General features: G+C 69.3%; 24 protein-coding genes. 8 read left to right on the top strand and 16 right to left on the bottom strand.

The window, feature by feature from the left end; translation table 11 throughout:
• The first annotated feature begins 12 nt into the window (after positions 1–12).
• Entirely contained in the window at positions 13–480 is a 468-nt protein-coding gene (locus tag AC07OH_RS04660) for an RNA-binding S4 domain-containing protein (RefSeq protein WP_447748714.1), read from the top strand.
• Positions 481–528: 48 nt separating this feature from the next.
• Positions 529–1,335 (top strand): PPK2 family polyphosphate kinase, encoded by an 807-nt coding sequence (locus tag AC07OH_RS04655; protein ID WP_495299779.1) that lies wholly within the window; start codon positions 529–531, stop codon positions 1,333–1,335.
• A 28-nt stretch (positions 1,336–1,363) separates the two neighbouring features.
• On the opposite strand, the gene AC07OH_RS04650 is transcribed toward AC07OH_RS04655, so the two are convergent.
• Complete coding sequence (locus tag AC07OH_RS04650) at positions 1,364–2,044, bottom strand: hypothetical protein (RefSeq protein ID WP_495299778.1); 681 nt, start codon at positions 2,042–2,044, stop codon at positions 1,364–1,366.
• A 173-nt stretch (positions 2,045–2,217) separates the two neighbouring features.
• Here AC07OH_RS04650 and AC07OH_RS04645 point away from each other — a divergent pair, with 173 nt between their 5' ends.
• Positions 2,218–2,568, top strand: a complete 351-nt coding sequence (locus tag AC07OH_RS04645) for a c-type cytochrome (RefSeq protein ID WP_495299777.1) — start codon at positions 2,218–2,220, stop codon at positions 2,566–2,568.
• A 13-nt stretch (positions 2,569–2,581) separates the two neighbouring features.
• Here the strand turns inward: AC07OH_RS04645 and AC07OH_RS04640 are convergent, their stop codons facing one another.
• Together AC07OH_RS04640 and AC07OH_RS04635 are read right to left on the bottom strand one after the other, a co-directional pair.
• The gene (locus tag AC07OH_RS04640) at positions 2,582–3,289 is read right to left on the bottom strand and encodes a winged helix-turn-helix transcriptional regulator (RefSeq protein ID WP_495300956.1); all 708 of its coding nucleotides are present in this window, start codon (positions 3,287–3,289) and stop codon (positions 2,582–2,584) included.
• 380 nt (positions 3,290–3,669) lie between these two features.
• Positions 3,670–4,704, bottom strand: a complete 1,035-nt coding sequence (locus tag AC07OH_RS04635) for an AraC family transcriptional regulator (protein WP_495299776.1) — start codon at positions 4,702–4,704, stop codon at positions 3,670–3,672.
• A 356-nt stretch (positions 4,705–5,060) separates the two neighbouring features.
• On the opposite strand from AC07OH_RS04635, the gene AC07OH_RS04630 reads away from it, so the two are divergent.
• From AC07OH_RS04630 to AC07OH_RS04620, 3 genes are all read left to right on the top strand, one after another.
• The gene (locus AC07OH_RS04630) at positions 5,061–5,720 is read left to right on the top strand and encodes a hypothetical protein (protein ID WP_489057004.1); all 660 of its coding nucleotides are present in this window, start codon (positions 5,061–5,063) and stop codon (positions 5,718–5,720) included.
• 161 nt (positions 5,721–5,881) lie between these two features.
• Positions 5,882–6,592 carry a Crp/Fnr family transcriptional regulator gene (locus AC07OH_RS04625; RefSeq protein WP_495299775.1) on the top strand — a complete coding sequence of 237 codons (711 nt, stop codon included), beginning with the start codon at positions 5,882–5,884 and terminating at the stop codon, positions 6,590–6,592.
• A 13-nt stretch (positions 6,593–6,605) separates the two neighbouring features.
• Positions 6,606–7,340, top strand: coding sequence for an AP2 domain-containing protein (locus tag AC07OH_RS04620; protein ID WP_495299774.1), 735 nt, complete (start codon positions 6,606–6,608; stop codon positions 7,338–7,340).
• 14 nt (positions 7,341–7,354) lie between these two features.
• Here the strand turns inward: AC07OH_RS04620 and AC07OH_RS04615 are convergent, their stop codons facing one another.
• Genes AC07OH_RS04615 through AC07OH_RS04600 form a run of 4 tightly spaced genes read right to left on the bottom strand, consistent with a single transcriptional unit; the run spans position 7,355 to position 12,053 of the window.
• Complete coding sequence (locus AC07OH_RS04615) at positions 7,355–8,668, bottom strand: OmpP1/FadL family transporter (RefSeq protein ID WP_495299773.1); 1,314 nt, start codon at positions 8,666–8,668, stop codon at positions 7,355–7,357.
• Positions 8,669–8,707: 39 nt separating this feature from the next.
• Complete coding sequence (locus AC07OH_RS04610; protein WP_495299772.1) at positions 8,708–9,658, bottom strand: fumarylacetoacetate hydrolase family protein; 951 nt, start codon at positions 9,656–9,658, stop codon at positions 8,708–8,710.
• A gap of 20 nt (positions 9,659–9,678) precedes the next feature.
• A complete protein-coding gene (locus AC07OH_RS04605) occupies positions 9,679–10,212 on the bottom strand; it encodes a VOC family protein (RefSeq protein ID WP_495299771.1) in 534 nt (177 codons plus the stop codon).
• The gene (locus AC07OH_RS04600; RefSeq protein ID WP_495299770.1) at positions 10,209–12,053 is read right to left on the bottom strand and encodes an FAD-dependent monooxygenase; all 1,845 of its coding nucleotides are present in this window, start codon (positions 12,051–12,053) and stop codon (positions 10,209–10,211) included. Before AC07OH_RS04600 ends, AC07OH_RS04605 begins: the two co-directional genes overlap by 4 nt.
• Positions 12,054–12,251: 198 nt before the next feature.
• On the opposite strand from AC07OH_RS04600, the gene AC07OH_RS04595 reads away from it, so the two are divergent.
• Positions 12,252–12,953: a TetR/AcrR family transcriptional regulator gene (locus AC07OH_RS04595; protein ID WP_495299769.1), complete on the top strand. Its 702-nt coding sequence runs from the start codon at positions 12,252–12,254 to the stop codon at positions 12,951–12,953.
• On the opposite strand, the gene AC07OH_RS04590 is transcribed toward AC07OH_RS04595, so the two are convergent.
• The 9 genes from AC07OH_RS04590 to AC07OH_RS04550 form a co-directional block, all read right to left on the bottom strand.
• Complete coding sequence (locus tag AC07OH_RS04590; protein ID WP_495299768.1) at positions 12,950–13,210, bottom strand: hypothetical protein; 261 nt, start codon at positions 13,208–13,210, stop codon at positions 12,950–12,952. The genes AC07OH_RS04595 and AC07OH_RS04590 overlap by 4 nt on opposite strands.
• Positions 13,211–13,304: 94 nt before the next feature.
• Positions 13,305–13,916, bottom strand: a complete 612-nt coding sequence (locus AC07OH_RS04585) for an alkylhydroperoxidase domain protein (RefSeq protein WP_495299767.1) — start codon at positions 13,914–13,916, stop codon at positions 13,305–13,307.
• A 7-nt stretch (positions 13,917–13,923) separates the two neighbouring features.
• Entirely contained in the window at positions 13,924–14,547 is a 624-nt protein-coding gene (locus AC07OH_RS04580; protein ID WP_495299766.1) for a CMD domain protein, read from the bottom strand.
• 13 nt (positions 14,548–14,560) lie between these two features.
• On the bottom strand, positions 14,561–15,631 hold the full coding sequence (locus AC07OH_RS04575) for a putative FMN-dependent luciferase-like monooxygenase (protein ID WP_495299765.1): 1,071 nt from the start codon (positions 15,629–15,631) through the stop codon (positions 14,561–14,563).
• Positions 15,632–15,735: 104 nt separating this feature from the next.
• A complete protein-coding gene (locus AC07OH_RS04570) occupies positions 15,736–16,302 on the bottom strand; it encodes a hypothetical protein (protein ID WP_495299764.1) in 567 nt (188 codons plus the stop codon).
• Positions 16,303–16,338: 36 nt separating this feature from the next.
• Positions 16,339–17,097 carry a DUF899 domain-containing protein gene (locus AC07OH_RS04565; RefSeq protein WP_495299763.1) on the bottom strand — a complete coding sequence of 253 codons (759 nt, stop codon included), beginning with the start codon at positions 17,095–17,097 and terminating at the stop codon, positions 16,339–16,341.
• Between the two features lie 28 nt (positions 17,098–17,125).
• The gene (locus tag AC07OH_RS04560) at positions 17,126–17,824 is read right to left on the bottom strand and encodes a Vgb family protein (protein WP_495299762.1); all 699 of its coding nucleotides are present in this window, start codon (positions 17,822–17,824) and stop codon (positions 17,126–17,128) included.
• A gap of 48 nt (positions 17,825–17,872) precedes the next feature.
• Positions 17,873–19,093 (bottom strand): helix-turn-helix domain-containing protein, encoded by a 1,221-nt coding sequence (locus AC07OH_RS04555; RefSeq protein WP_495299761.1) that lies wholly within the window; start codon positions 19,091–19,093, stop codon positions 17,873–17,875.
• A gap of 61 nt (positions 19,094–19,154) precedes the next feature.
• Entirely contained in the window at positions 19,155–20,150 is a 996-nt protein-coding gene (locus AC07OH_RS04550; RefSeq protein ID WP_495299760.1) for a Bug family tripartite tricarboxylate transporter substrate binding protein, read from the bottom strand.
• Between the two features lie 105 nt (positions 20,151–20,255).
• Here AC07OH_RS04550 and AC07OH_RS04545 point away from each other — a divergent pair, with 105 nt between their 5' ends.
• Positions 20,256–21,185 carry a LysR family transcriptional regulator gene (locus AC07OH_RS04545; protein ID WP_095947825.1) on the top strand — a complete coding sequence of 310 codons (930 nt, stop codon included), beginning with the start codon at positions 20,256–20,258 and terminating at the stop codon, positions 21,183–21,185.

Genomic DNA, 21,185 nt, shown 5'->3' with positions numbered 1-21,185 from the left:
TTTCCGACCTTCATGGACCGTCTGCGCATCGACAAGTGGCTCTGGGCCGCCCGCTTCTTCAAGACCCGTTCGCTGGCCGCGGACGAAATCGGCAAGAACCGCATCCAGGTGAACGGCGACGTGGCCAAGGCCTCGCGCGAGGTCAAGGCCGGCGACACGGTCGCGATGCGCCTGGGCCCGCTCACGCGGACCGTGACCGTGCGCGGCCTCAGCGGCCAGCGCGGTCCGGCGCCCGTGGCCCAGCAGCTCTACGAGGAAACGCCCGAGAGCCTGGCGGCGCAGGCCGCCTTCCGCGAGCAGCGCCGCATGGGCAGCGAGCCGGCCCTGGCCATCGAACAGGGCCGACCGACCAAGCGCGACCGGCGCGAGATCGACGGCGTGCGCCACCAGGCGGAGTGGGACAACCGCTGGAGCGCATCGATCGACGAAAGCAACGGCGACGACGACCACCCGCCGCCGCGTGGCCGCCCGCAGCGCTGATTCGCGTACCCTGCGGGCTTCGTTTCTTTTTTGACGGAGCGCCCGCAGATGTCCAAATTCAAGAAGTACCGCGTCGGCAGCAAGTTCAAGCTCTCGCGCATCGACCCGGACGACACGCCCTTCCTCACGGGCGACGAGTCAGGCCAGCGCGCCGAGGTCGACACCCTGGCCGTCGAGCTCGACGAACTGCAGGACGTGCTGCACGCCGAAGGCCGGCGCAAGGTGCTGCTGGTGCTGCAGGGCATGGACACCAGCGGCAAGGACGGCACGGTGCGCTGGGTGTTCTCGCGCACCTCGCCGCTGGGCGTGCGCGTGACGGCCTTCAAGGCGCCGAGCGAGGAAGAACGCGCGCACGACTACCTCTGGCGCTGCCACGCCGCCGTGCCGCGCACCGGCGAGATCATGGTCTGGAACCGCAGCCACTACGAAGACGTGCTGGTGCCCGTGGTCGAGGGCTGGATCGACGGCGACGAAGCCCGCCGCCGCTACGCGCAGATCAACGATTTCGAGCGGCTGCTCACCGAGACCGGCACGGTCGTCGTCAAGTGCATGCTGCACATCGACAAGGACGAGCAACGCGAGCGCCTGCAGGCCCGCATCGACACGCCCGGCAAGCAATGGAAGTTCAGCATGGGCGACCTCGAGGTGCGCACCAAGTGGGCCGACTACCAGAAGGCGTATCAGAACGCGCTGGTCGCCACCTCGAGCGACCACGCGCCGTGGCACGTGATTCCCGCCAACAGCAAGCGGCACCGCAACATGATGATTGCGCAGCTGCTCGTGAAGACGCTGCGCGACATGAAGCTGAAGCCCCCGCCGCCCGACCCGGCGCTCAAGGGCATGGTCGTGAAGTGAGCCGATCCGCCCGGTGGGCGGTACGGGCTCAGGAGCGGCGCACGGGCGCCGTCGGGCGAACCGGCGTCTGCGCCAGCACGCGGCAGTTGCCGAATTCGCAGCGCACGGCCCAGGCCATGCCGCTCGCGCACGGCACGCTGTAGGTCTCGTAGCCCGGCCCCTTGGCCGTCATCTCGGCGCGCGGCTGCACGTTGCAGCGACCGGCCTTGGCCAGGCGCTCGACGTTGTAGGTGTCGATGCTCGTGCGGCGCGGCTTGAGCGCGAGCACGGGGTTGTAGGTGTTGCCGTAGAACGTGTCCTGCACGTTCGGGTCGAGGTTGCGGTAGCCGCGCTTGGCCATGCAATGGACGATGGCGATCTGCTGGTGCTCGGCGATCAGCGCGCCGCTGGGGCGGGTGTTCCAGTCGATGACGGCGGCGGTGATGCCGGTGTACGAGGCCGCGGCGACGATGCCCTGGCCGTGCACCGTGATCAGGCCCAGGCCCAGCGCGGCCCACATGGCGTCGTCCGATTCGCTGCGCGCGGTGATGCGGGTGGCCGCCGTGCGGCAGTCCGCCACGTCGCTGTCGTAGCGCGCCTTGTCCACGCCTTCCATGGCGACCATCGGCATGTACGACATGCCGGTGCCCTGGCCGGGACCGGTCGGCGGTGCGCTGGCGCATCCGGCCAGGACCACGGTGGCCAATGCAATGCAGAGCGGCAGCTTCATGGGAATCCCTCGTCCTCTTCGCGGTAGTTGCGAGGGATTTAACCATACAACTAGTTACTCTTGAATCGACTTGTCGCGAATGAGCGACGAGCGCCGGCAAGGGCATTCGGGCTGTAAACGCAGGTGTGCGAAGGGGCGCGGTACAGTTTTCGCCCCTCCCCGGTTTCCCCTCCATGCCCTGCATTCCCCGGCTTCCCGCTCCCCACTTTCTCGCGATCGCACTCGCCGCCGCGTCCGTCGGCGCCGCAGCCCAGCAGCCGCAGCCCTCTGCCGTCGACCTGGCCCGCAAGAACGCCTGCATGGCCTGCCATGGGCTGGTGCACAAACAGGTGGGGCCGGGTTTCGCGCAGATTGCCGATCGCTACCGGAACGACGCCACCGCGCCCGCGCGCCTGGCCGACAAGATCCGCAACGGCAGCGTGGGCACCTGGGGCCGCGTGATCATGCCGCGCCAGTCGCTGGTCTCGGAGGCCGACGCGCAGGTGCTCGCGCGCTGGGTGCTGGCACAACCGCCGGGCCGCTGAATCGCAGCGTCGTTCAGGACGCCAGCCGCGGTTGTGACGCCGCCTCCACCCGGAAGTCCGTCGGGAAGGTCCAGGTGCCGGGCGCGTCGCGCTTGCCCATCTGGCTGAGCTGGTAGCCCATGCCCCACACCGCGTGCAGCGACAGGCCGTGCGGCTGGTCGACATACAGGCCGAGCTTTCGGCGCAGCTTCGACACGTTGGCGTCCAGCGTGCGGGAGCCGGCGGCGACACCACTTTGCCAACCGATCATTTCCAAGTGCTCGCGGCCCAGCGGCCGGTTCATGTGGCGGAAGAATTCAGCCGCCAGGTCGAATTCGATGGGCGTCAGGCGAATTTCCGTGCCCGCCACATCCACCATGTCGAACGGCGACAACAGGCTGAATTCCTGCCAATCGAGGCTGCGCGGCACCACCGGCCGGTTGCGCTGGCGCAGAAAGAATTCGAGCATGAAGTACATCTCTTCGAAGGTCGACGGCTCGGGCAGCACGGCGTCGTCAGGACCGGCGTGCAGCAGCGACAGCCCGCGGATCTGGCGCTTGCGCGCGCTCATGACCAGCGGCGTGTTGTAGCGCAGCGTTTCACGCACCTGGCCGATCAGCTTTTGCACATCGTCGGGTGCCGATGGAATTGCGACCAGCAATGCCTCGAATTTGCCGTCCGGCTCGACCTGCGAAATCAATTCATCGATATTCGAAAATGCAATGGGCGTATAGCCCAGCATCTTCACGGCGCGACTGGCGTGCCATCGCGTTCGGGGGGAAGAATCCAACACTGCAATGTGCGGAGATTTTTGATCAAACATTGAAAATTACCTTGCACACCGTGGCGTTACAAACTTCTATTTTTGCCTCATTCACCGGGAAATTGGCCCTCATCATTCACACCTCTGACAATAAATTGCTCTAAATTGTTGAAGGCAGATGCATTTTTTTACGAATGCATTTTTATTCAACCAGAATTGCCGAATAGAGAATTTATTCCCAAAGAAAATTCACAGGTATCAATGAAGGGAACAGAAGTATGAAAATCGGGCACGGTCGCGCGGCCATGCCCGAAAACACCGGCCGGCCGTGAACTGCGGCACGGCGCCAGGTGCCCGAATCAGGAAAGAAGGGGTGCGCCGTCTGTCTCGGCGTGTCCTGGCTGTTGCAGCGCAAAGGAGCGCGGCGTGCAGCCGTATTTCTTGCGAAAGACGAGGCCGAAGTAGGCCGGGTCGGCAAATCCGCACTCGTAGGCGACCTGGGCGACGAACTTGCGCGCGCCCTCGGGGCTGCGCAGCATCCGGGCCGCGGCCTCCAGCCGGTCGCCCTGCAGGGTTTCCAGGAAGGTCATGCCGCGGCCGGCCTTGGCGAACACCTTGTGCACGTAGCGCACCGACACATTGAAGCTGGCGGCCAGCTTCTGCGCATCGATCTCGGTGTCGGCGTGATGCTCGCGAATCCAGGCCCGCATGCGAGCGTGCAGTTCGCCGTCGCGCGGCGACACCCGCTCGCCCAGCGCGCCCGGCTGCGCCGACAGCCCGTTCTGCTCCAGCGTGAACGACAGCATCGACATCAGGTGCTCGCCCAGCAGCTGGCGCTGCGCGGGGCTGTGGATGGCGCACAGGTGCCCGATATCCAGCGCGCGCAGATAGCCCGACAGCAACGCGGCCCAGCCCTTGTCGCCGGCCAGCCGCAGGTCGATGGACTGGCCGGCATGGGGCAGCCAGCGGTTCACCACGGCCTCCGACAGACCCAGCGTCCATGAGTTGGTGACTTCGGTCGAGCGCAGGCGCAGCGGGTGCCAGGAGTCGATCAGCACCATGTCGCCGGCGCCGAGCTCGACGCGCCCGCGCTGCTCGCTGATGGCCAGGCCGCCGTCGAGCTTGATCAGCAGGTGATAGGGGTAGACGTCGGCCCCCATCAGTTGGCTCGGGCCCTTGCGCTCGATGCTCGCGCCGCTGCCGTGCACGCGCATGAACGCCAGCCCGGCCGTGTCGACGATGGTGAGTTCCTGCTGGAAGTGCGAGCGCTCAGGGCTGTCCAGCCGCCCCACATGAGGACCGATCTCGTCGGCCCAGAAGGCGAACCCATCCTTGCGCGGCACCATGCCGGTGTGAAAGCGCTGAATGCGCGCGTCGGTCTCTGGCTCGGACATGCTGCACGCCCTCCCTCCATGGCGGCCCGCGCAACGCCAGGGCCACGAATCACAAGCGGGAACTCCCCGATTCTTCCTGACAGATCCGTGCGGACCTCGGATAATTTTTACAAACAATAACAGAGATAACAGCCCAGGTGTTCGGGGGGATGGAGCGGCGCGCGGACCGAAGCAAGCTGCACGACGCCCGCCGGTTTGGCCGCCGCGGCGCCCAGGGCCGGGCCCCCGGCGGGCAATTGCATCTGAATGTGACTCGCGACACATCCGCGCCGCGAAAGCGAATGCCAAAGAAGGGCGCGATTCGTAGCATCCCTTCGGACCGAACGTCAACCGGAACTCTCTCTACTGGGGATGAAATGGCTGCTCTGTATTTCACGGAACTCGAACCTTTCGGCGCACGATGGCGCGCGGCGCTGGCGTCCTGCCTGCCGGGCCCGCGCCGCGATGCCGAAACGGTGCGGCCTTCGCCTCCCCTGCCGCCGCCGGACCGGGTGTGTGCGCTGGTCTTCATTGCCAACCTTGCGCAGCTCGCCGAGACCGACGGCCCCGAGGTGGCGGCGGGCGTGAGCCGCGAGGTCCGGCGCCGGCTCTTCGCGGCCTTTCCGCCGTCGCCGGTGGCCGACACCGACCTCACCTGCCTGCGCGACGACTGCTTTCTGCTGCGAACCCGCCACGCACGGCTGGACGACCTGCTCGCGGCGCTCGGGCGCGAGCCGATCCTCGTGAAGGGCATCGCCGCCCAGCCACAACTGCATGCCGACTGGATCGCGCTGCGCGACAGCGGGCCGATGAGCCCGGCCGAGATCGAACTGGCCCTGTGGGCCGCACAACCGCATCCCGCGCCCACGGCCAAGGCGCGGCCTGCGGGCGACGTCGTGGTCGACGACATCGAACACGTCTACGACCTGCGCATCGCGCGGCAGGGAGATGCCCTGTGGCTGCGCGAGCGCTGTCTGCGAGGGGCCGAGGAACGGGCCCGGATCGACACGCTGTTCGCGCAGCTCCAGCCCGGCTGAGATGGCTTCGTCGCCTTCATCAGCCCGTCGCAGCCCGGTCCGGCGAAGGGGCGCTCGATGGCGAGCCGCCCCGGGGGCGCCGCACCGTCCTGTTCCTTGACCGCCGCCCGTGGATTCGCGCATGCGCATGAACCGCCGCTGGTCTCGCAACCGCCATGGCCATGTATCTCCATCCCCTGATCGCCAGCGTGCCGCCCGACGAGCGCGCCGCCTTGATTCGCAGCAGCGCGCTTCACTCCTACCGGCGCAACGAGATCGTGCTGCAGGCCGACACGCACACCGACCGCATCTACTGCGTGGCCACGGGCCTGCTGCGCGCGGTCGACCGGGACGTGACGACCGACTTCATCCGCCGGGGCGATTTCTTCCTCGGCCCCTCGCTGGGCGAGAACAGCTACCAGGCCACCTCGACGCTGGTGGCCGCCCTGCCCTCGTCGGTCTACCACCTGCCGGTGGCCGCGGTGCGCCGGCTGTGCGCGCTGTACCCCGAGGTGACCATGGGCCTGCTGGAAATCGCGATGAAGCGCGTCGCCATGGTGCGCGGGCAACTGCGCCGCATCTCGTCGCTGTCGTCCGAAAGCCTGGTGAGCCGCGTGCTGCACGAGCTGACGCAGCTGGCGCCTGCGGCCACCGGCGGCTACGACAAGCGCATCACGCAGGCGGTGATCGCGTCGTACTCGGGGCTCTCGCGCGAGGTCGTCAACAAGACCATGCGCGACATGGAAAGCCGCGGGCTGGTGCGCCGCGACGACCAGGGCGTGCACGTGGCGCCGACCTTCGCCTCGACCGATTTCGGCAGCCTGCTGCCGGAAGCCCACGAGCTGTCCGACGAGCTCTGCGCCTGGGACAGCGACAGCCCCGAAACGCCATGACCACGCACTGACGATGCCCAAAGGTATTCCGAACCCCACCGACATGTACGGCATTTCTCCCCGTCCCTGGGGCTTCGAGGTGTCGCTCGTGCGAGACGGCGTGCGCTACGCGCGCCTCTTCGGCCACGCCAGCTACGGCGGCACCCAACAGGCGCTGCGGCGCGCGCAGGCCTGGCGCGACACCATCGTGAAAGAGCACCCGCCGGTCGCGCGCAAGGAACGCGCGCAGGCCCTGCGCAGCAACAACAGGACGGGCGAGCCTGGCGTCTTCCCCCGGCTTTCGGCGCAGGGCAAACCCGTGGCCTGGCTGGCCAAGACCTACCTCGGCCACGAGGAAATCCTTCGCACCGAGTTCGACCTGGCCGACTGGGGCCCCGCGGCGCGCGCGCACGCCATCGGCGAGCGGCAACGCCAACTCGGCCGCATGGTCGGCCTTGCCCGAATCCATCCCGCCGAGGAAGCCATCCGCAAACGCCCGCCGCCCGACGACGAAGCCGAGCTGCCGCCCAAGCGATCCAAGTCGGAGATCGTGCGACGCAACAACACGAGCGGCGTCAGCGGCGTGCAGTTCAAGACGCCGCGCGCGGGCCATCCCGGGTACTGGGTGGCGATCACCTACACGGCGGGCAAGGGCAGCGTGAGTCGGTCGTTCTCGGTGCGCACGCTCGGCCATGACGTGGCCCGCGACATGGCCATCGCCGAACGCCAGCAGCAGTTGCAGGCGAAGACGGCGGCCGACGACGCCTGAGCGCTGGCAACGCACTAGAAACGCACCGCGTACTGCACGCCGAGGCTCTGCTGGCGCGTGGCCAGGCTCTCCCGGCCCCAGGGGTTCGACACACCGTTCAGCTGCGCGCCCACCGCTGCGGCAAGCGCCGAAGGTCCGCTCGTGCGGTGCGCCGGCGCAAGCGAATAGAAGACCGACCACTCGGTGCGCGCCGACGTCGCATAGCCCAGCCCCAGCGTGAAGTGCCGGCGGAACGTGGACGGCGAATTGAGGTTGTCGCTGGTGGCCGCGTCCGCATAGGCGGCGCTGTTCGCCGACACGCCCGCGGACAGGCGCAAGGCCGGCGTGGCCTGGTAGCGCACGCCGAGCTTGACGACGTTCATGTCCTTCCAGCCGTTGCCCGGGCCACCCGCCGCACCGCGCGGCACCGATCCATCGAAGGGCCGGTTGCCCAACCCGGACACGCCCGCGTAGCCGATGCGCTGGTAGTCCAGCAGCACCGACAGCGCTTCGGTCGGCGACCACTGCAGCCCGACGAGCAGGTTCATCGGCACATCGAGCCGCCCATGGTCTGCCAGCAAGCCCTCGTAGGCCTTGATGCGGCCCATGCGCGTGCGCGGCGACCACGCAGCCCCCAGGCTCAGCGTGTCGCTCGCGCGCCAGTACGCCCCGACGCGAAAGCCCACGCCGAACGACGAGGCCACGCCCTGGTTGCTCAGGTGCAGCGGCGCCGCCGACTGCGGCGCCAGCGGCTGCACGCCCTCGGCTTTGAACTGCTGCGCCGTGAGCAGCAGCGAGGCGCCGACCGACCAGCGCTCGCCCAGCTGCTTCGACACCGTGGGCGCCACCGTCAGCTGCTTGATCGTCGTGATGCTGCGCCCCGTGCCGCAGGCCGCGTTCGCCCGCTGCACTGCGCCGCCGGGCGACGGGCACGGCGTGCTGTCGGCGGGAAAGTAGGTGCCAGCGCCGTTGCTGTAGGCCACGAGGCCGGCCGACAGCCCCGGCGCGATCACGCGGCTGATCGCCAGTTCGGCCAGCGGCTCCCAGCGGCCGAGGCTGTCGGTCCGCGTGTCGAGCAGGCCCGTGGTGGGCGGTGGCATGTTCGCCGTGCGCACCATCTGCGTGTCGCCGCGCGTGGCGATGAAGTTGCCTTCCATCCGGTCGCCGACCCACACCGTGGTGGCGGGGTTGCTCGCGCCGCCGAAGGCATCGCGGGTCGATGCGGCCGCGGCGCCGGCAAGGCCCCGTGCCTCGGCGCCGTAGCCGATCTGGAAATAGCCGTTGTCGGCCGCGGCAAGCGCCGGGCACAGCGCAGCTGCAGACACCAGGGTCCGCCATGTCGTTGTCATCGTTGTCTCCGTTGTTGTTTTCTTTGAGCGTGCAGGCGATCAGGCGGCGATGACGGTGTTCTCCAGCACCCCGAGCCCCGCGATCTCGACCGCCACGCGGTCGCCGTCGTCCAGGAAGCGCCATTGCTCGACGCCCGCGCACTCAGGCACGCAGCCCGTGGCCAGCAGCTCGCCCGCATGCAGCGTCTCGTTCTGCGACGCGAAGCTCAGGATGCGATCGATGCGGTGCGTCATGCCCGAGGTGCTGCCCTGCCCGCGCAGCTGCCCGTTCACGCGCACCGTCACGTCGAGCGCATGCGGATCGGGGATCTCGTCGGCCGCGACGATCCAGGGCCCCAGGCTGTTGCTGCCATCGAAGTCCTTGCCCTTCGCGGGCCCGGTGCCCACGCCGCTGCGCAGTTCCTTCATGAGCTGCGCGCGCTCGGAGAAATCGTTGAAGACGACGTAGCCGAAGACATGCGCCATGGCCGTGGACGCCGCGATGTTCTTGCCGCCGCGCCCCACCACCACGGCCAGCTCGGCCTCGTAGTCGAGCATCGTGCCCGGCGCGGGCCGCCGCACCGGGGCGCCCGGGCCGGACAGGTTGAGCCGCACCCCCTTGTAGTAGACGGGTGTCTCGTAGAAGGCCGCCGGAATCTGCATCGCCCACGCCGGTGCACCGGCCGCCGGCGAGACGTTCGCGGCGACCTGCCGGAAGGCATTCTTCAGATGCTGCTCGTACACGCTGAAGCAGCGGATCTGCGGCGGCTGGTAAGGCAGCTCGATCCGCACGTCCTTCAGGTCATGCAGGCAGCCTTGCGGCATCTGCGTCGACGCGAGCAGCGCGCGCAGCATCGGCAGCGTGTCGTCTTCATGCTGGATCACGTCCAGCAACGTGGCAAAGCGCGGATCGCCGGGCAACGCGGCGCTGACATCGAGCAGCCGCTGGTCCGGCAAGGCGAGGCCGACGTGCCGCGAGAACGCATCGGTCGAGAAAGTGCACAGGCGCATGGGGTGGTTCTCCTTGCGCGTCAGGCCGCGCGATGCTGTGCGAGCAGCACCTCGGGATCGAACTCCACGCCGATGGGGTTCGTCGCGAAATCGCCGGCGCGAAACCACGCGTCCAGCTCGGCCGCGCTCTCGAAGTTGTCGACCTGCAGCTCGACCTTCACGCCCTCGGGGTCGAGGTAGTACAGCGAGGTGGTCGGCCCGTGGTTGATGCTCCACACCGGCTGCATGCCGTGGCCCTTGAGCCGCGCGTAGGTGTGCAGCAGGTCGTCGAGCGTGCCGTAGGTGAAGGCGACGTGGTCCACGCCCGCGGTCTGGGCCTGCCCGGCGCTGTGCGTGGGCGCGTTGATGAGCGCCACGCGGTGGTGCTCGTCGTCGTAGCTCAGGAAGCACAGCATCTCGTTGCGGAACATCGTGCGTGCGCCGAGCACCACGCTCCACCAGCGGATCGATTCGTCGAAGCGGCGTGTCGCCAGCACGACGTGCGCGAGCTTGCGCGGCGACCTCGCCTGCGGGTCGGGCGAAGGAAGGGGAAAGCGGTCCATGGGGTTCGTCATTGCATGTCCTTGTTGTCGAGGGGTTGGAGAAGGCGGGAGGGGGTGATCTGCAAGATGGCGCACAGCACCGCCGAGACCTCGTCCTGGCTTGGCGGTTGCGGCGCGGTGCTGCGCCAGGCGATGTGACCGTCGGGCCGCACCAGGAGGGTGGCGTCGGCCCGGCCGTCGTTCCAGGCGATCAGCTGCGCGAGCGCCTTGTGCGAGGCGGCGAGGTCCAGGTTCACGCCCACGACGGCCATGCCCAGCGAGGCCGCCAGCCGTTCGCACGCCGCGCCGTGGCGGCCCATGCCCACCAAGAGAAAGTGCCCGGGCCTCAGAAGCTCGTGCGAGCTGGTGCGGTACGCAACGCCGGCATCGGGGGCGAGGTGAAAGTGCGGCCAGCGCGCGCCGGGCGTGAGCGACTGGCACACGTCCCGCACGGGGTCTGGCGCAACCGGCGCGGTCGTGCCGTCGCCCCGCACGGCCGCGCCCTCGTAGGCATGGCCCAGGTCGAGGCCGACGGTGCTGAAGTGCGCCATCTGGTCCTCGGCGGCGCGCTGCACGCGCTGCCGGATGGCCGCGCAGCGCACGGACGCGGCCTTCGCGATGCGGCGCGTGCGCCACTCGACCGGCGCCACGAACAGCCCACCGAGCGCCGAGCGCACCGCCCCCGGCAGCGCGCGCGCCGGCGCACTCGAACGCACGCGCCCCAGCAGCGGCAGCCGGCGGTCGTCGATGCCCATGGCCGCGGTGACCTCGCGCATCTTGTGGAAGTTCTTCACGCTGGCCTCGCAGTTCGCCACCGCGACGGGGCGGCGCTCCGCGCCGTAGGTGTCGATCAGGCCCTCGTCCGCGCGGCCTTGCATGACCAGCGCCAGCTTCCACGCCAGGTTGTGCGCGTCCGCGATGCCCGTGTTGAGCCCCAGCCCGCCCGTGGGCGGAAAGCGGTGCGCCGCGTCGCCGATCAGCAAGGTGCGCCCCTGGCGGTAGCGGTCGGCCACGTGCGCCTGCATGGTCCAGTGCGAGAGCGAGGTGATGCGAAACGGCACCTCGGCCGTGCCCAGCGCGGCGCGCAGCATGCGTTCGCAGCGGGCGACCGGAAAGTCCGCGGGCTGTTCGTGCGGCGGGAAGTACGGCGTCATGAACACCGCGTAGCGCGCCGCGTCGTGCACGATGAAGGTGCCGGGCGCCTTCGCGGACAGGGTCCAGAACAGGATCGACGGGCTGTCCTTCACGAGCGGGCGCAGGTCGGCCTCGAAGTTGACCGTGACCATGTGGGCCAGGTTCGTGTCGCCGGCCATCGCGATGCCCGCGCCCCGCCGCACGGAGCTGCTCGCGCCGTCGGCCGCCAGCAGCCACTGGCTGCGCACGGCATAGACCTCGCCGCTCGCCGCGTCCTCGATGCGCGAGACGACGCGATCACCCTCTTCTTCCGCCGCCCGCCAGGTCTGGCCGAAGCGCGTCTCGCAGTGGGTGCGGCCGGCGAGCGCGTCGAACAGCACGCGCTCGAGATGATGCTGCGGCACGTTCGCGCTGCGCTTGCCGCTCACCGAATCGAGCTGCACGAAGCGCGCCTCGCCGCCGATCTCGATGCGTGCGATGTCTTCCTCGGCGAGGTTGCGCCGCCACGTGACGTAGCGCGCGTCGGCCGGCGGCGTGGTCACGCGCGCCAACGCCTCGTCGGCGATGCCCAGGCTGGCCAGGATTTCGCGCGTCCTCGCGCTGATGACATGCGCCTGCGGCGCCTGGTGCAGACCGTCGCGCTGCTCGACGAGCAGCGACGCAATGCCCTGGTCGGCCAGCAGGGCCGCCATCGTGAGCCCGACGGGCCCGGCACCGACGATCAAAACGGGAACTTCCAACACGTGCATCTGTGGCTCTCTCGACCTTCGGCAGCACCAACGGCTGCCATGCACGTGAATTTATACAAATATAAGTCGATGCAAGATGCGTGTTTATACTTATATAAGTCAAACACGTCGACCGGCCGACCGGTGCGCGCGACTGTTGGACAATGCGGCCATCGTCAACCAGCCACGGCCCGCCGGCGCACGCCATCCATGAAGACTCCCACGGGCAAGACCGCCCCGAAGCGCACCCCCGCCCCTGCCCGCACCGAGGCGGCGGAACCCGCGGCCGACACCTCAGGCCGGCAGCGCCTCATGGACGCGGCCATCGTCGAGTTCTCCGAGAAAGGTTTCGAGGGCACGTCGGTGCTGGCCATCGCGCGGCGCGCGGACGTGAAGCAGCCGCTGCTCAACTACCACTTCGGCGGCAAGGAAGGCCTGTGGCGCGCCGTGGTCGAGAGCACGTATACCGAGGCGATGGCGTCCATCGACGCGATGCAGGTCGACGAGGACACGGCCGATGCGCTCACCAAGCTGCGCAGCGCGCTGCGGGTGTTCGCCATCATCAACGTGCTGCACCCCGCGGCGCATTCGCTGGTGCTGCGCGAGGTGGCGCAGGCCGGGCCACGGCTGGACTGGATCATCGAGCACTACATGCGGCCGTTCCATGAGCTGCTCGACGCGCTGCTCGCCGAATGCCAGGCGGAGGGCCTGATCAAGCCCTATCCGCGTGCGTATGCGAGCGTCATGATGACGAGCCTGCTGACCTCGGTGCAGTCGTCCATGCACCTGATCAAGCGGCTCTACAACGTCGATCCGATGAGCCCCGAGCAGGCCGAGCAGCACACCGAGCAGACCATCGACCTGCTGCTGAATGGGATGCTGACGGACGCACCTCGGGAGAAGAGCCGCTAGCGCTGGTTCTGCTGCTCGCTCCTGTGCGCAATGACCGCGTCGCGCACCGCGCGCTTCGGCGCCAGCTGCGGCTTGCCGCAACCGCTGCAGCGATAGAAGCGCAAGCCGGGCAGGAACTTCATCCACGACCGTCGGTGGATGCGCTCCAGGCCGGCCAGTCCGCATCGGCAGCGGACAAAAGGATTGCCGAAAGCAAGGCCCGGCGCCGGAGCGCGGCCTTGGCGTGTCGTTGCGTACACAGGGGCGTCGGTGTCCATGCGGGTCATCGTGCCGACCCGAAAGCGTACCGCGCGCCCGACTGTGATCCCCCTCACTTGCCGCCGCAACAAAGCTGCGTGCGGTGATCCGCGCCTAGGCGGCAGCAGGCTCCTGCGGCTCGCCCAGCGACAGCATCAACCGGTTGGCCCAGTTGAAGAAGGCCGCGCCGTGCACGACGTCGGCGATCGCGAGATCGTCCAGCCCCTGCGCGCGCAAGGCGTCGATGTGCGCAGGACCGAAGGTCGACGGCGTGGCCGACAGCGCGACCGACGCCTGCACGATCGCGTTCCAGCGCGCGCCCAGCTCGGCCTGCACGCCCTCGTCGAGCAACCGCTGCACGTCGTCCGTGCGCTGCGAGAAGTGCGAGGCAAAGCGCGCATGCACCGAGGCGCAGTAGATGCAGCCGTTGAAGCGCGAGGCCGCAGCGGCCGAGAGCTCGCGTTCAGCGCGCGGCAGGCCGGCGTCGGGGTTGTAGAAGATGTCCTTGTCGGTGCGCGTGCGTGCGCCGAGGATGTCGGGGTCGCGCGCCAGCAGACGGAAGTACGGCGACTTGGCGCGCGACGCGTCGACGAGGCCTGCGTAGTGGCGCTCGGTCAGTTCGTCCTCGGGCAACGGTTCGAGCCAGGGCAGCCATTCGAGCTGCGTCTGCGTGAAGGCGCGCGGGTGCGTGTTGTGGGGATGGGTCAGGGTCGATTCGGTGCTCATGGGGCGCTCATGCAGAGGTGGTGGCCAGCGCGCGCAGGCCGATGACAACGCGGATCTGGAACGCGAGGAACGCCACCAGTTGCGACAAGGTGACGATCTCCGTGGTGCGCCATCCCGCATCGAGCAGCGCTTGCAATGCCGCCGGGCTGGCGTCGCGCGGGTGGAAGACCAGCAGGTGCGCGTGTGCAAGGCCGGCCGACAGCCGTTCGCCCAGCACCGCGCGCTGCGCCGCCTCGACGGCGTAGACCGGGCCGGCCGCGTCTTCCACGCTGAGCGGACCTTCCGGATAGCGGCCATACGGCCCTTGCGTGGCACCGCGTGCAACCTCGGCCTCGATGGCCTTTGCCACGCCCTGCCCCGCCAAGGCCTCGGCATAGAAGCGCGCCACCTCGGGCTGCCCGTGCAATCCGGCGACGAAGGCCGCGACGGCGAAACGGTCCGCGATCTCGAAGTGCCCGACCACGGGTTCAGCCGGCGCAAACAGCGCGAGATAGCTCTGCTGTGCCTGCGTGCGCGCCTGCTCACGCTGCGCGCGCAGCCGGTCGAGCGCACTGCCGGGCGCGATGCCCACCAACTCATCGATCACGTCGAAGGTCTGAAGAATGGGAGTAGAAGAAACAACGGCATTCATAAGAAAGAACAACCTAGAGAAGCGCAAGCGATTGAAGGTCCGGCACACCCGTATCGCGCGCCCAGCCCAGGGCCGGTGCGACGACCGTGGCGGTCAGTTCGATGGAACGCAGGATGGCCGCGTGCGGCGGATCGACCGAGTGCACCTGGCACACGAGGTCGGTCACGCGCGCGAGCGTGCGGTCGGCGCGCAGCGAGGCGATCACGTCGTCGGGCGCGCCGACATGCACGTCGTACGCGGCGATCAGCTGCTCGAGCGGCGCATCGGCGCGGACGCGGTCGGCCAGGCCGATCTGCCCCGTGGCGGCAGCTTGCACCACCGCACGGCGCAGCCCGGTCTCGGCCAGGCGCAGCGCCTCCTGGCGGGAGTCGGCCACGAACACGCTGCGCGAACCCACGATGCGCGGCGTGCGCCCCGGCGGCAGCGCGGCCAGGTAGGCGTCGATGATCGGGTCCTGCAGGTCGGCCAGCGATGCATCGGGCGCCTGCGCGGTGCGCGGCTGCGTGCGCGAGAGCATCAGCCCGTCGCCGGCCGTGCCCGCGCGTGTGCCACCGCTCACCGAGAACGTGGCCTGCCAGAGCCGGCCGAGCAGTTGTGCACCCGCCGGGTACAGCGTGTCGCCGCCGGGCAGCGGCCGGCCGGCCCAGGCGTCGCGCACCGTGGCGAGCTGCCGCTCGAACAGCGCCGCGCGGTTGTCGCTGTCCAGCCCGAAGGCGGCGAAGGACGCCGGCGTGCCGCCCGTGCCGACGCCCACTTCGAGCCGGCCGCCCGAGAGCAGGTCCAGCACGATCGCGTCTTCGGCCGTGCGCACCGCGTTCTCCAGCGGCAGCGTGACGATGCCCGTGCCCAGGCGGATGCGCCGCGTGCGCGAGGCCACGTGGGCGAGGAAGACGAAGGGCGACGGCAGGCCGCCCTCGTGCTCATGGAAATGGTGCTGCGCCACCCAGGCGGAGTCGAAGCCGAAGGCCTCGGCGTGGGCGATCTGCGCGGTGACGAGGCGGTAGCGCTCGGCGGCGGGGGCATCGTCGAGCAGCCGGCTGAAGAAGCCGAGCCGCTTGCGCGGGGAAGTGAAGGTACCGGGCATCCGAAGGCCTGTGGGGTCGAGAGCCTTCGAGTGTTGCGCCGCAGGCCGCTCGAATGGAACGCCGGTTTTCGCGTTTGCTTATGCGCTTTGCGCGCATCGGGCGTTCAGCGCAAGGCAGTAGGCCGGCGCGCCAGGCGCCGCAGCCAGCTCACGCCCGCCCCGGCGGCGATGGCCATCAGCCCGGTGGTGGCCAGCATCGCCGCCGCGTGGAGCGCGACGGCCGCGAACGCCAGCACGAGCGAACCACTCATCACGCCCTTCGCTGCATCGCCCATGCACAGCGGGATCAGCGCCGGCACCAGCATCAGGCCGGCACCGTGCGCGGTGGACATCATGAAAGACCACAACGCCAGCCCCGCATGCCCCGCCGGCGCACGCGCCATGATGGGAAGACGACCCGACAGGTGAACGAGCGCGACCCCCACGAACAACCCGCCGGCCAGCCACTGCAGCAGGCCCCGGTCCATCGACAGGCCGAAGGCCACCGCAACGACCACGAGCACCACCGAGGCGACGTGCCCGACGCCGATCGGCCACAGCGCCCGCAGCGCCTGCGCCCGGTCGTGCGAGCGCAGGCCCCAGGCGGCGGCGAACATCCAGCCGGTGGTGGGGTTCAGGCCGTGCAGGACGCCCATTCCCGCCACCGCCAGCCAGGGCCAGAGGCTTGCCATGGTGCGGACCGATCAGCACGCAGGTCGTGCGCTTCTTTACGACTGCGCGTGGCAGCAACCACCCACCGCCGCAACAGGCGCGGGCTCGTAGCGGTCGTGGTGACGGATCCAGTCCATCGTGTAGGACGGGTTGTGCTCGTCGCGCCCCTTGGGCACGAGGTCGAGCATGTTGTAGGTGCCCATCATCACTTCCACGCCGCGACCGTAGGTCGAGTAGGTGTGGAACACGTCGCCGGCGTCGTCCTTGAAGAACACGCTGACGCCAGGTGCTTCTTCGCTCGGGAACGGCTGCTTCACGTAGTTGTAGGCGACCGCGCCGCTGGCCATTTCATCGGGCGTGAAGCTCACGCCGAAGTCGTGGTTGAAGTCGTTGTCGTGCGACGAGACCCAGGCGAACTGCCAGCCCATGCGATGGCGGAACGCTTCGATGCGGGCCAGCGGCGCGCGCGAGACGGCCACCAGCGTGACGTCGCGGTGCTCGAGGTGCACGCGCATGCCGTCGGTATGGTCGGCCATGAACGAGCAGCTCTGGCAGCCCTGCTCCCAGTCGGGGCCGAACATGAAGTGCTGCACCAGCAGCTGGCGACGGCCTTCGAACAGGTCGGCGAGCGGGCGGCGGCCCTGAGGCGTGTCGAAGACGTAGGCCTTCTCGACGCGGGTCCACGGCAGCGCGCGGCGCTCCTCGGCGATGCGGTCGCGCAGCTGGGTCAGCTCCTTCTCGCGCGCCAGCAGCGACTTGCGCGCATCGATCCAGCGCTCGGGGGTCACGACGGGGTGATTCACAGAGGTGTTCATGGTGTGTGCTCCTTGGCGTGTGTGTCGTTCAGGCCGTGGCCGTCTTCGGGCGGCGCACCGCGCGGACCTTGCTGGCCCGGCCGTCGCCGGCGTAGAAGAGCCCCGCACCGTCGGACTCCAGGCCGCTCACGCCGACGCCGCTGGGCATTTCCAGCCGCGCGATCACGTCGCCGCTGGTGGGGTCGATGCGGCGGATGTCGCTCTGGTCGCCTTCCCAGGTGCCGTGCCAGAGTTCGCCGTCGACCCAGGTCACGCCGGTGACGAAGCGGTTCGATTCGATGGTGCGGCGGATCGCACCCGTCGCCGGGTCGATCTGGTGGATCTTGCGGTCGCGGTACTCGCCCACCCACAGGCTGCCTTCGGCCCAGGTGAGGCCCGAGTCGGAGCCGTTGCCGGGTGCGGGAATCGAGGCCAGCACCTTGCCGGTGGCGGCGTCGATCTTGTCGATGCGCGCCTCGACGATCTGATAGAAGCAGGTGCCATCGAAGGCGGTGCCGGCGTCGCAGGCGACGTCGATGCGGCGCGTGGCTTCACCGCTCGCGGGATCGAAGGCGACCAGTTGCCCGCCGGTGGCGGCCCACACCTGGTGGCCGTCGTGCGTCACGCCGTGGATGCGCTCCACGCCTTCGAACGGGCCGTATTCGCGCACGATCTGCGCGGCCTGCACCGCGCCTTCGAACCGGTCCTTGCCTGCCTTCTTGCTCTGACTGCTGTTGCTGCTGCTCATGGTGGGCTCCTGTAGGTGCGCCACAGGGGGTAGCGCATGAGCCCGACTCTATTCAATCGGCAGCGCGGCGGGGAGTAACAAGATCGTCGTGAATCCCGCCAGCGGCGGGGCCAGCCAGCGGCGCGCCCTGGCCTGGCCGATGGCGCGCACGCGCCGCTCGGCCTCGAGCTCGGCCAGTGCGCGCTGCACCGTGCGCTGGCTCGCGCCCAGGGCCAGCGCGAGCGCCGAGGTCGACCAGGCCGCGCCGTCGGACAGCAGCGCCACCAGCGAGGCCTGCTCGCCGTCGATGGGCGGCGCCAGCACCACGACCGGACGCGCATCCAGAGGTTGGAGGATGAAGCCCTGCGGCGTGGCCTCGATGCGCGCCATCGGCTTGACGAGCGCGCGCAGCCGGCCGATCTCGACGCGCAGGCGCGCGCGGTGCGTCTCGTCGGAGTCGCGGGTGCGGAACGCGTCGGCGATCAGCGCGTCGCGGTCGACATCGCCGGGCCAGGCCGCGGCCAGCGCACGTGCCAGCGAGAACAGCACGGGCCGGCGTGCAAGCGAGCGCCAGGTGTCGCCGCCTCCGACGCCACGGCGGCAGGCATCGACGACGAGTGCATCGGACGCGAGCAGCGCCTCGACCTCATCGAGGCGCAGGGCCTGTTCACCGCCGGCAGCGATGCGCCGGGCGGCGGGACGTTCGAGCGCGGCGCGCGCCTCCGCCACTTCGGCCAGCAGCGCCGGCACGCGCGCACGCAGGGCTGCGTCGTGTGCGCGGGTGAGCGCTGCCCGTGCCGTGCCGGTGCGCAGCGAACGCAGGGCGAGTTCCGCCGACGCCAGCTCAGCCACCGCCGCCAGCGACGGCGGCAGGCTGTGTCCGTCGAGCAGCGACAGCGCGGCGGCAGCCTCGTCGAGCCGGCCGAGCAGCAGCAGCCGACGCGCCGCGATGAGCCGCGCCTGCAGTGCATTGACCAGGTCGTCGCGCGCCTCGAGCGTGACGGCCGCCGCGGTCAACGCGCGTGGCGAGCCGCCCAGGTCGCGCATCGCGAGCGCCACCTCGGCCTCGGCAACGACGCAACGTGCGCGCGCCAGTTCTTCATGTGATCCGAAGCCGCTCGCGGCACGCCGCAGCAGCTCGCGCGCACGCGGGTGCTCGCCAAGCTGGGCCATGGCGATGCCGCGCAACGCGAGCGCCGGCGGGTCGTCGCGCAGGGCCACGCGCTTGAGGGCACCCAGCGCGTCGCCGGCAGCGAGCGCGCGCGCGGAGGCGGCGATGAGGGAATCCATGGGGCGACAGGCTACAACACCGCCGGTGCGCCCCGGCCCGCCCCCTCACGAGGCGGCGTCTTCAGTCCAGCGAGATGCCACGCTCACGGATCAGCGCGTGCCACTTCTTGGTCTCGGCGAAGGCATAGGTCTTCATCAGCACGCTGTCGCTCGGCACCGGCTCCCAGCCGCCTTCCTGCAGCCGCTTGCGCACGCCCTCGTTGGCCAGTGCGGCCTGCATCTCCTTGGAAAGACGCTCCTGGATGGCCGCGGGCGTGCTGGCCGGCACCACCAGCCCCTGCCATGCGTAGGCTTCCGAATCCTTGAAGCCCTGCTCGCCCACCGTGGGCACGGCGGGCAGGATCGGCAGCCGCTTGGCGCTGAACGCCATCAGCGGAATGACCTTGCCCGACTGGATGGCGCTGAGCCCCGACGAGGTGTCGACGACCATCAGCGGCACCTGTCCGCCCATCACGTCCTGCAGCGCGGGCGCGGCGCCGCGGTACGGCACGTGCATGGTCGACAGGCCGCTGCGGCTCAGGAACAGTTCCATCGCCAAGTGGTGCGGGCTCCCGTTGCCCGGCGAGGCGTACGACAGCGTGCCCGGCTTGCTCTTCAGTTGCTCCATCAGGGCGCCGATGGTCTTGAGGTTCGTCGAGGGCGCCGCCACCAGGACCAGCGGCGTACGCGCCATCAGGCCGAGCATCGCGAAGTCGCGATCGACGGCATAGGGCAGCTTCTTGTAGAGCGCGGGGTTGTACACGAGCACGCCGTTGTCGGCCGTGAACACGGTGTAGCCGTCGCCGGGCGACCGGGCCGTGACCTCGGCGCCGATGATGGCGCCGGCACCGGCGCGGTTGTCGACGATCACCGGCTGGCCGGCCTGCACCGACATCTGCGCGCCGATGGTGCGGGCCAGGAAGTCGCTGCCGCCGCCGGCGGGATAGCCGACGATCCACTTGATCGGCTTGGACGGAAAGGCCTGCGCCTGCGCTTGCGCGTGGCCCGCGCCGGAAGCAAGCATGGCAGCCGCAAGTGAAAGGAAGGCGCGGCGCGCGAGGCGATGAGAAACGGGCATGAACGATGTCTCCTGGGCAGTGGTTGTTGTGACAGCGCTGCGATTGGATGCGAGCTTCATTCATGGTTCAATCAGATATTTCTTTCCTACTTATCTGATAAACCGATGAATGTCACGTTGCGCCAATTGCGCGCCTTCATCGCGGTGGCCCGCGCAGGCAGCGTGACCGAGGCGGCTTTGCGGCTGCACATCACGCAGTCGGCACTGAGCGGCCTCATCAAGGACCTGGAGTCGAACCTGGGCGTGCAGATGCTTCACCGCACGACGCGCAAGCTGCAGTTGTCCAGCGCGGGCGAGGTCTTCCTGCCGATGGCCGAGCGCATCCTGCAGGACCTGGGCATGGCGCTCGATGCGGTGTCCGACCTGCGCGAGCTGCGCACCGGCACCGTGCGCATCGCAGTGCCGCAGGTGATGGCGTGCACGGTCATGCCGGAAATCATGGCCGCCTTCGCCCGGAAGTACCCCGGCATCCGCGTGCGCCTGCAGGACTCGATGGTCGAAAGCGTGCTGGGCCGGCTCATCAACGGCGACGTCGACCTGGCCATCGGCCCCGAGCGCGACGCGCCGGCCAACGTGGTGGCGCGCACGCTCTTCACCCTGCCCTTTCTGGCGGTGCTGCCCCCGGGGCATCCGCTCACCAAAAAGCAAAGGGTCGCCTGGAGCGACCTGGTCCGCTACCCCGTGATCTCGCTGCAGGGCGAATACACGCAGCTGCTCAGCGCCGAGCTCTATGCGTCGCCGGGCCGGCTGGAGTTCAGCCCGACGCATGAAGTCGCCTTCCTGACCACGGCGCTGAGCATGGTCGAGCACGGCCTGGGCGTGACCACCTGCCTGCCGTATGCGGGCGTGCTGCTGCAGCGCCAGCAGCTCGAATTCCGCCCCCTCGTCACGCCCGTGCTCAGCCGCAAGTTCCAGGTGTGGCTCAACAAGGACCGAGGGCTCTCGCCGTCGGCGCAGGAGTTTCTCGACTTCCTGCTGCAGCACATCGAAGACCATCCGGCGCCCGAGGTGCGCGCGTTCCGCAAGGCGCGCTGA

This window comes from Variovorax sp. GW821-FHT10C12 (genome assembly GCF_059415405.1).
Note: the sequence above shows the minus strand (reverse complement) of the source record. Positions and strands in the feature narration are given on the sequence as shown.

Bases quoted from the DNA above. Each gene is read 5' to 3' on its own strand.
- AC07OH_RS04660 (WP_447748714.1), top strand. From the start codon at position 13: ATGGACCGTCTGCGCATCGACAAGTGGCTCTGGGCCGCCCGCTTCTTC.
- AC07OH_RS04655 (WP_495299779.1), top strand. From the start codon at position 529: ATGTCCAAATTCAAGAAGTACCGCGTCGGCAGCAAGTTCAAGCTCTCG.
- AC07OH_RS04650 (WP_495299778.1), bottom strand. From the start codon at position 2,044: ATGAAGCTGCCGCTCTGCATTGCATTGGCCACCGTGGTCCTGGCCGGA.
- AC07OH_RS04645 (WP_495299777.1), top strand. From the start codon at position 2,218: ATGCCCTGCATTCCCCGGCTTCCCGCTCCCCACTTTCTCGCGATCGCA.
- AC07OH_RS04640 (WP_495300956.1), bottom strand. From the start codon at position 3,289: ATGCTGGGCTATACGCCCATTGCATTTTCGAATATCGATGAATTGATT.
- AC07OH_RS04635 (WP_495299776.1), bottom strand. From the start codon at position 4,704: ATGTCCGAGCCAGAGACCGACGCGCGCATTCAGCGCTTTCACACCGGC.
- AC07OH_RS04630 (WP_489057004.1), top strand. From the start codon at position 5,061: ATGGCTGCTCTGTATTTCACGGAACTCGAACCTTTCGGCGCACGATGG.
- AC07OH_RS04625 (WP_495299775.1), top strand. From the start codon at position 5,882: ATGTATCTCCATCCCCTGATCGCCAGCGTGCCGCCCGACGAGCGCGCC.
- AC07OH_RS04620 (WP_495299774.1), top strand. From the start codon at position 6,606: ATGCCCAAAGGTATTCCGAACCCCACCGACATGTACGGCATTTCTCCC.
- AC07OH_RS04615 (WP_495299773.1), bottom strand. From the start codon at position 8,668: ATGACAACGACATGGCGGACCCTGGTGTCTGCAGCTGCGCTGTGCCCG.
- AC07OH_RS04610 (WP_495299772.1), bottom strand. From the start codon at position 9,658: ATGCGCCTGTGCACTTTCTCGACCGATGCGTTCTCGCGGCACGTCGGC.
- AC07OH_RS04605 (WP_495299771.1), bottom strand. From the start codon at position 10,212: ATGACGAACCCCATGGACCGCTTTCCCCTTCCTTCGCCCGACCCGCAG.
- AC07OH_RS04595 (WP_495299769.1), top strand. From the start codon at position 12,252: ATGAAGACTCCCACGGGCAAGACCGCCCCGAAGCGCACCCCCGCCCCT.
- AC07OH_RS04590 (WP_495299768.1), bottom strand. From the start codon at position 13,210: ATGGACACCGACGCCCCTGTGTACGCAACGACACGCCAAGGCCGCGCT.
- AC07OH_RS04585 (WP_495299767.1), bottom strand. From the start codon at position 13,916: ATGAGCACCGAATCGACCCTGACCCATCCCCACAACACGCACCCGCGC.
- AC07OH_RS04580 (WP_495299766.1), bottom strand. From the start codon at position 14,547: ATGAATGCCGTTGTTTCTTCTACTCCCATTCTTCAGACCTTCGACGTG.
- AC07OH_RS04575 (WP_495299765.1), bottom strand. From the start codon at position 15,631: ATGCCCGGTACCTTCACTTCCCCGCGCAAGCGGCTCGGCTTCTTCAGC.
- AC07OH_RS04570 (WP_495299764.1), bottom strand. From the start codon at position 16,302: ATGGCAAGCCTCTGGCCCTGGCTGGCGGTGGCGGGAATGGGCGTCCTG.
- AC07OH_RS04565 (WP_495299763.1), bottom strand. From the start codon at position 17,097: ATGAACACCTCTGTGAATCACCCCGTCGTGACCCCCGAGCGCTGGATC.
- AC07OH_RS04560 (WP_495299762.1), bottom strand. From the start codon at position 17,824: ATGAGCAGCAGCAACAGCAGTCAGAGCAAGAAGGCAGGCAAGGACCGG.
- AC07OH_RS04555 (WP_495299761.1), bottom strand. From the start codon at position 19,093: ATGGATTCCCTCATCGCCGCCTCCGCGCGCGCGCTCGCTGCCGGCGAC.
- AC07OH_RS04550 (WP_495299760.1), bottom strand. From the start codon at position 20,150: ATGCCCGTTTCTCATCGCCTCGCGCGCCGCGCCTTCCTTTCACTTGCG.
- AC07OH_RS04545 (WP_095947825.1), top strand. From the start codon at position 20,256: ATGAATGTCACGTTGCGCCAATTGCGCGCCTTCATCGCGGTGGCCCGC.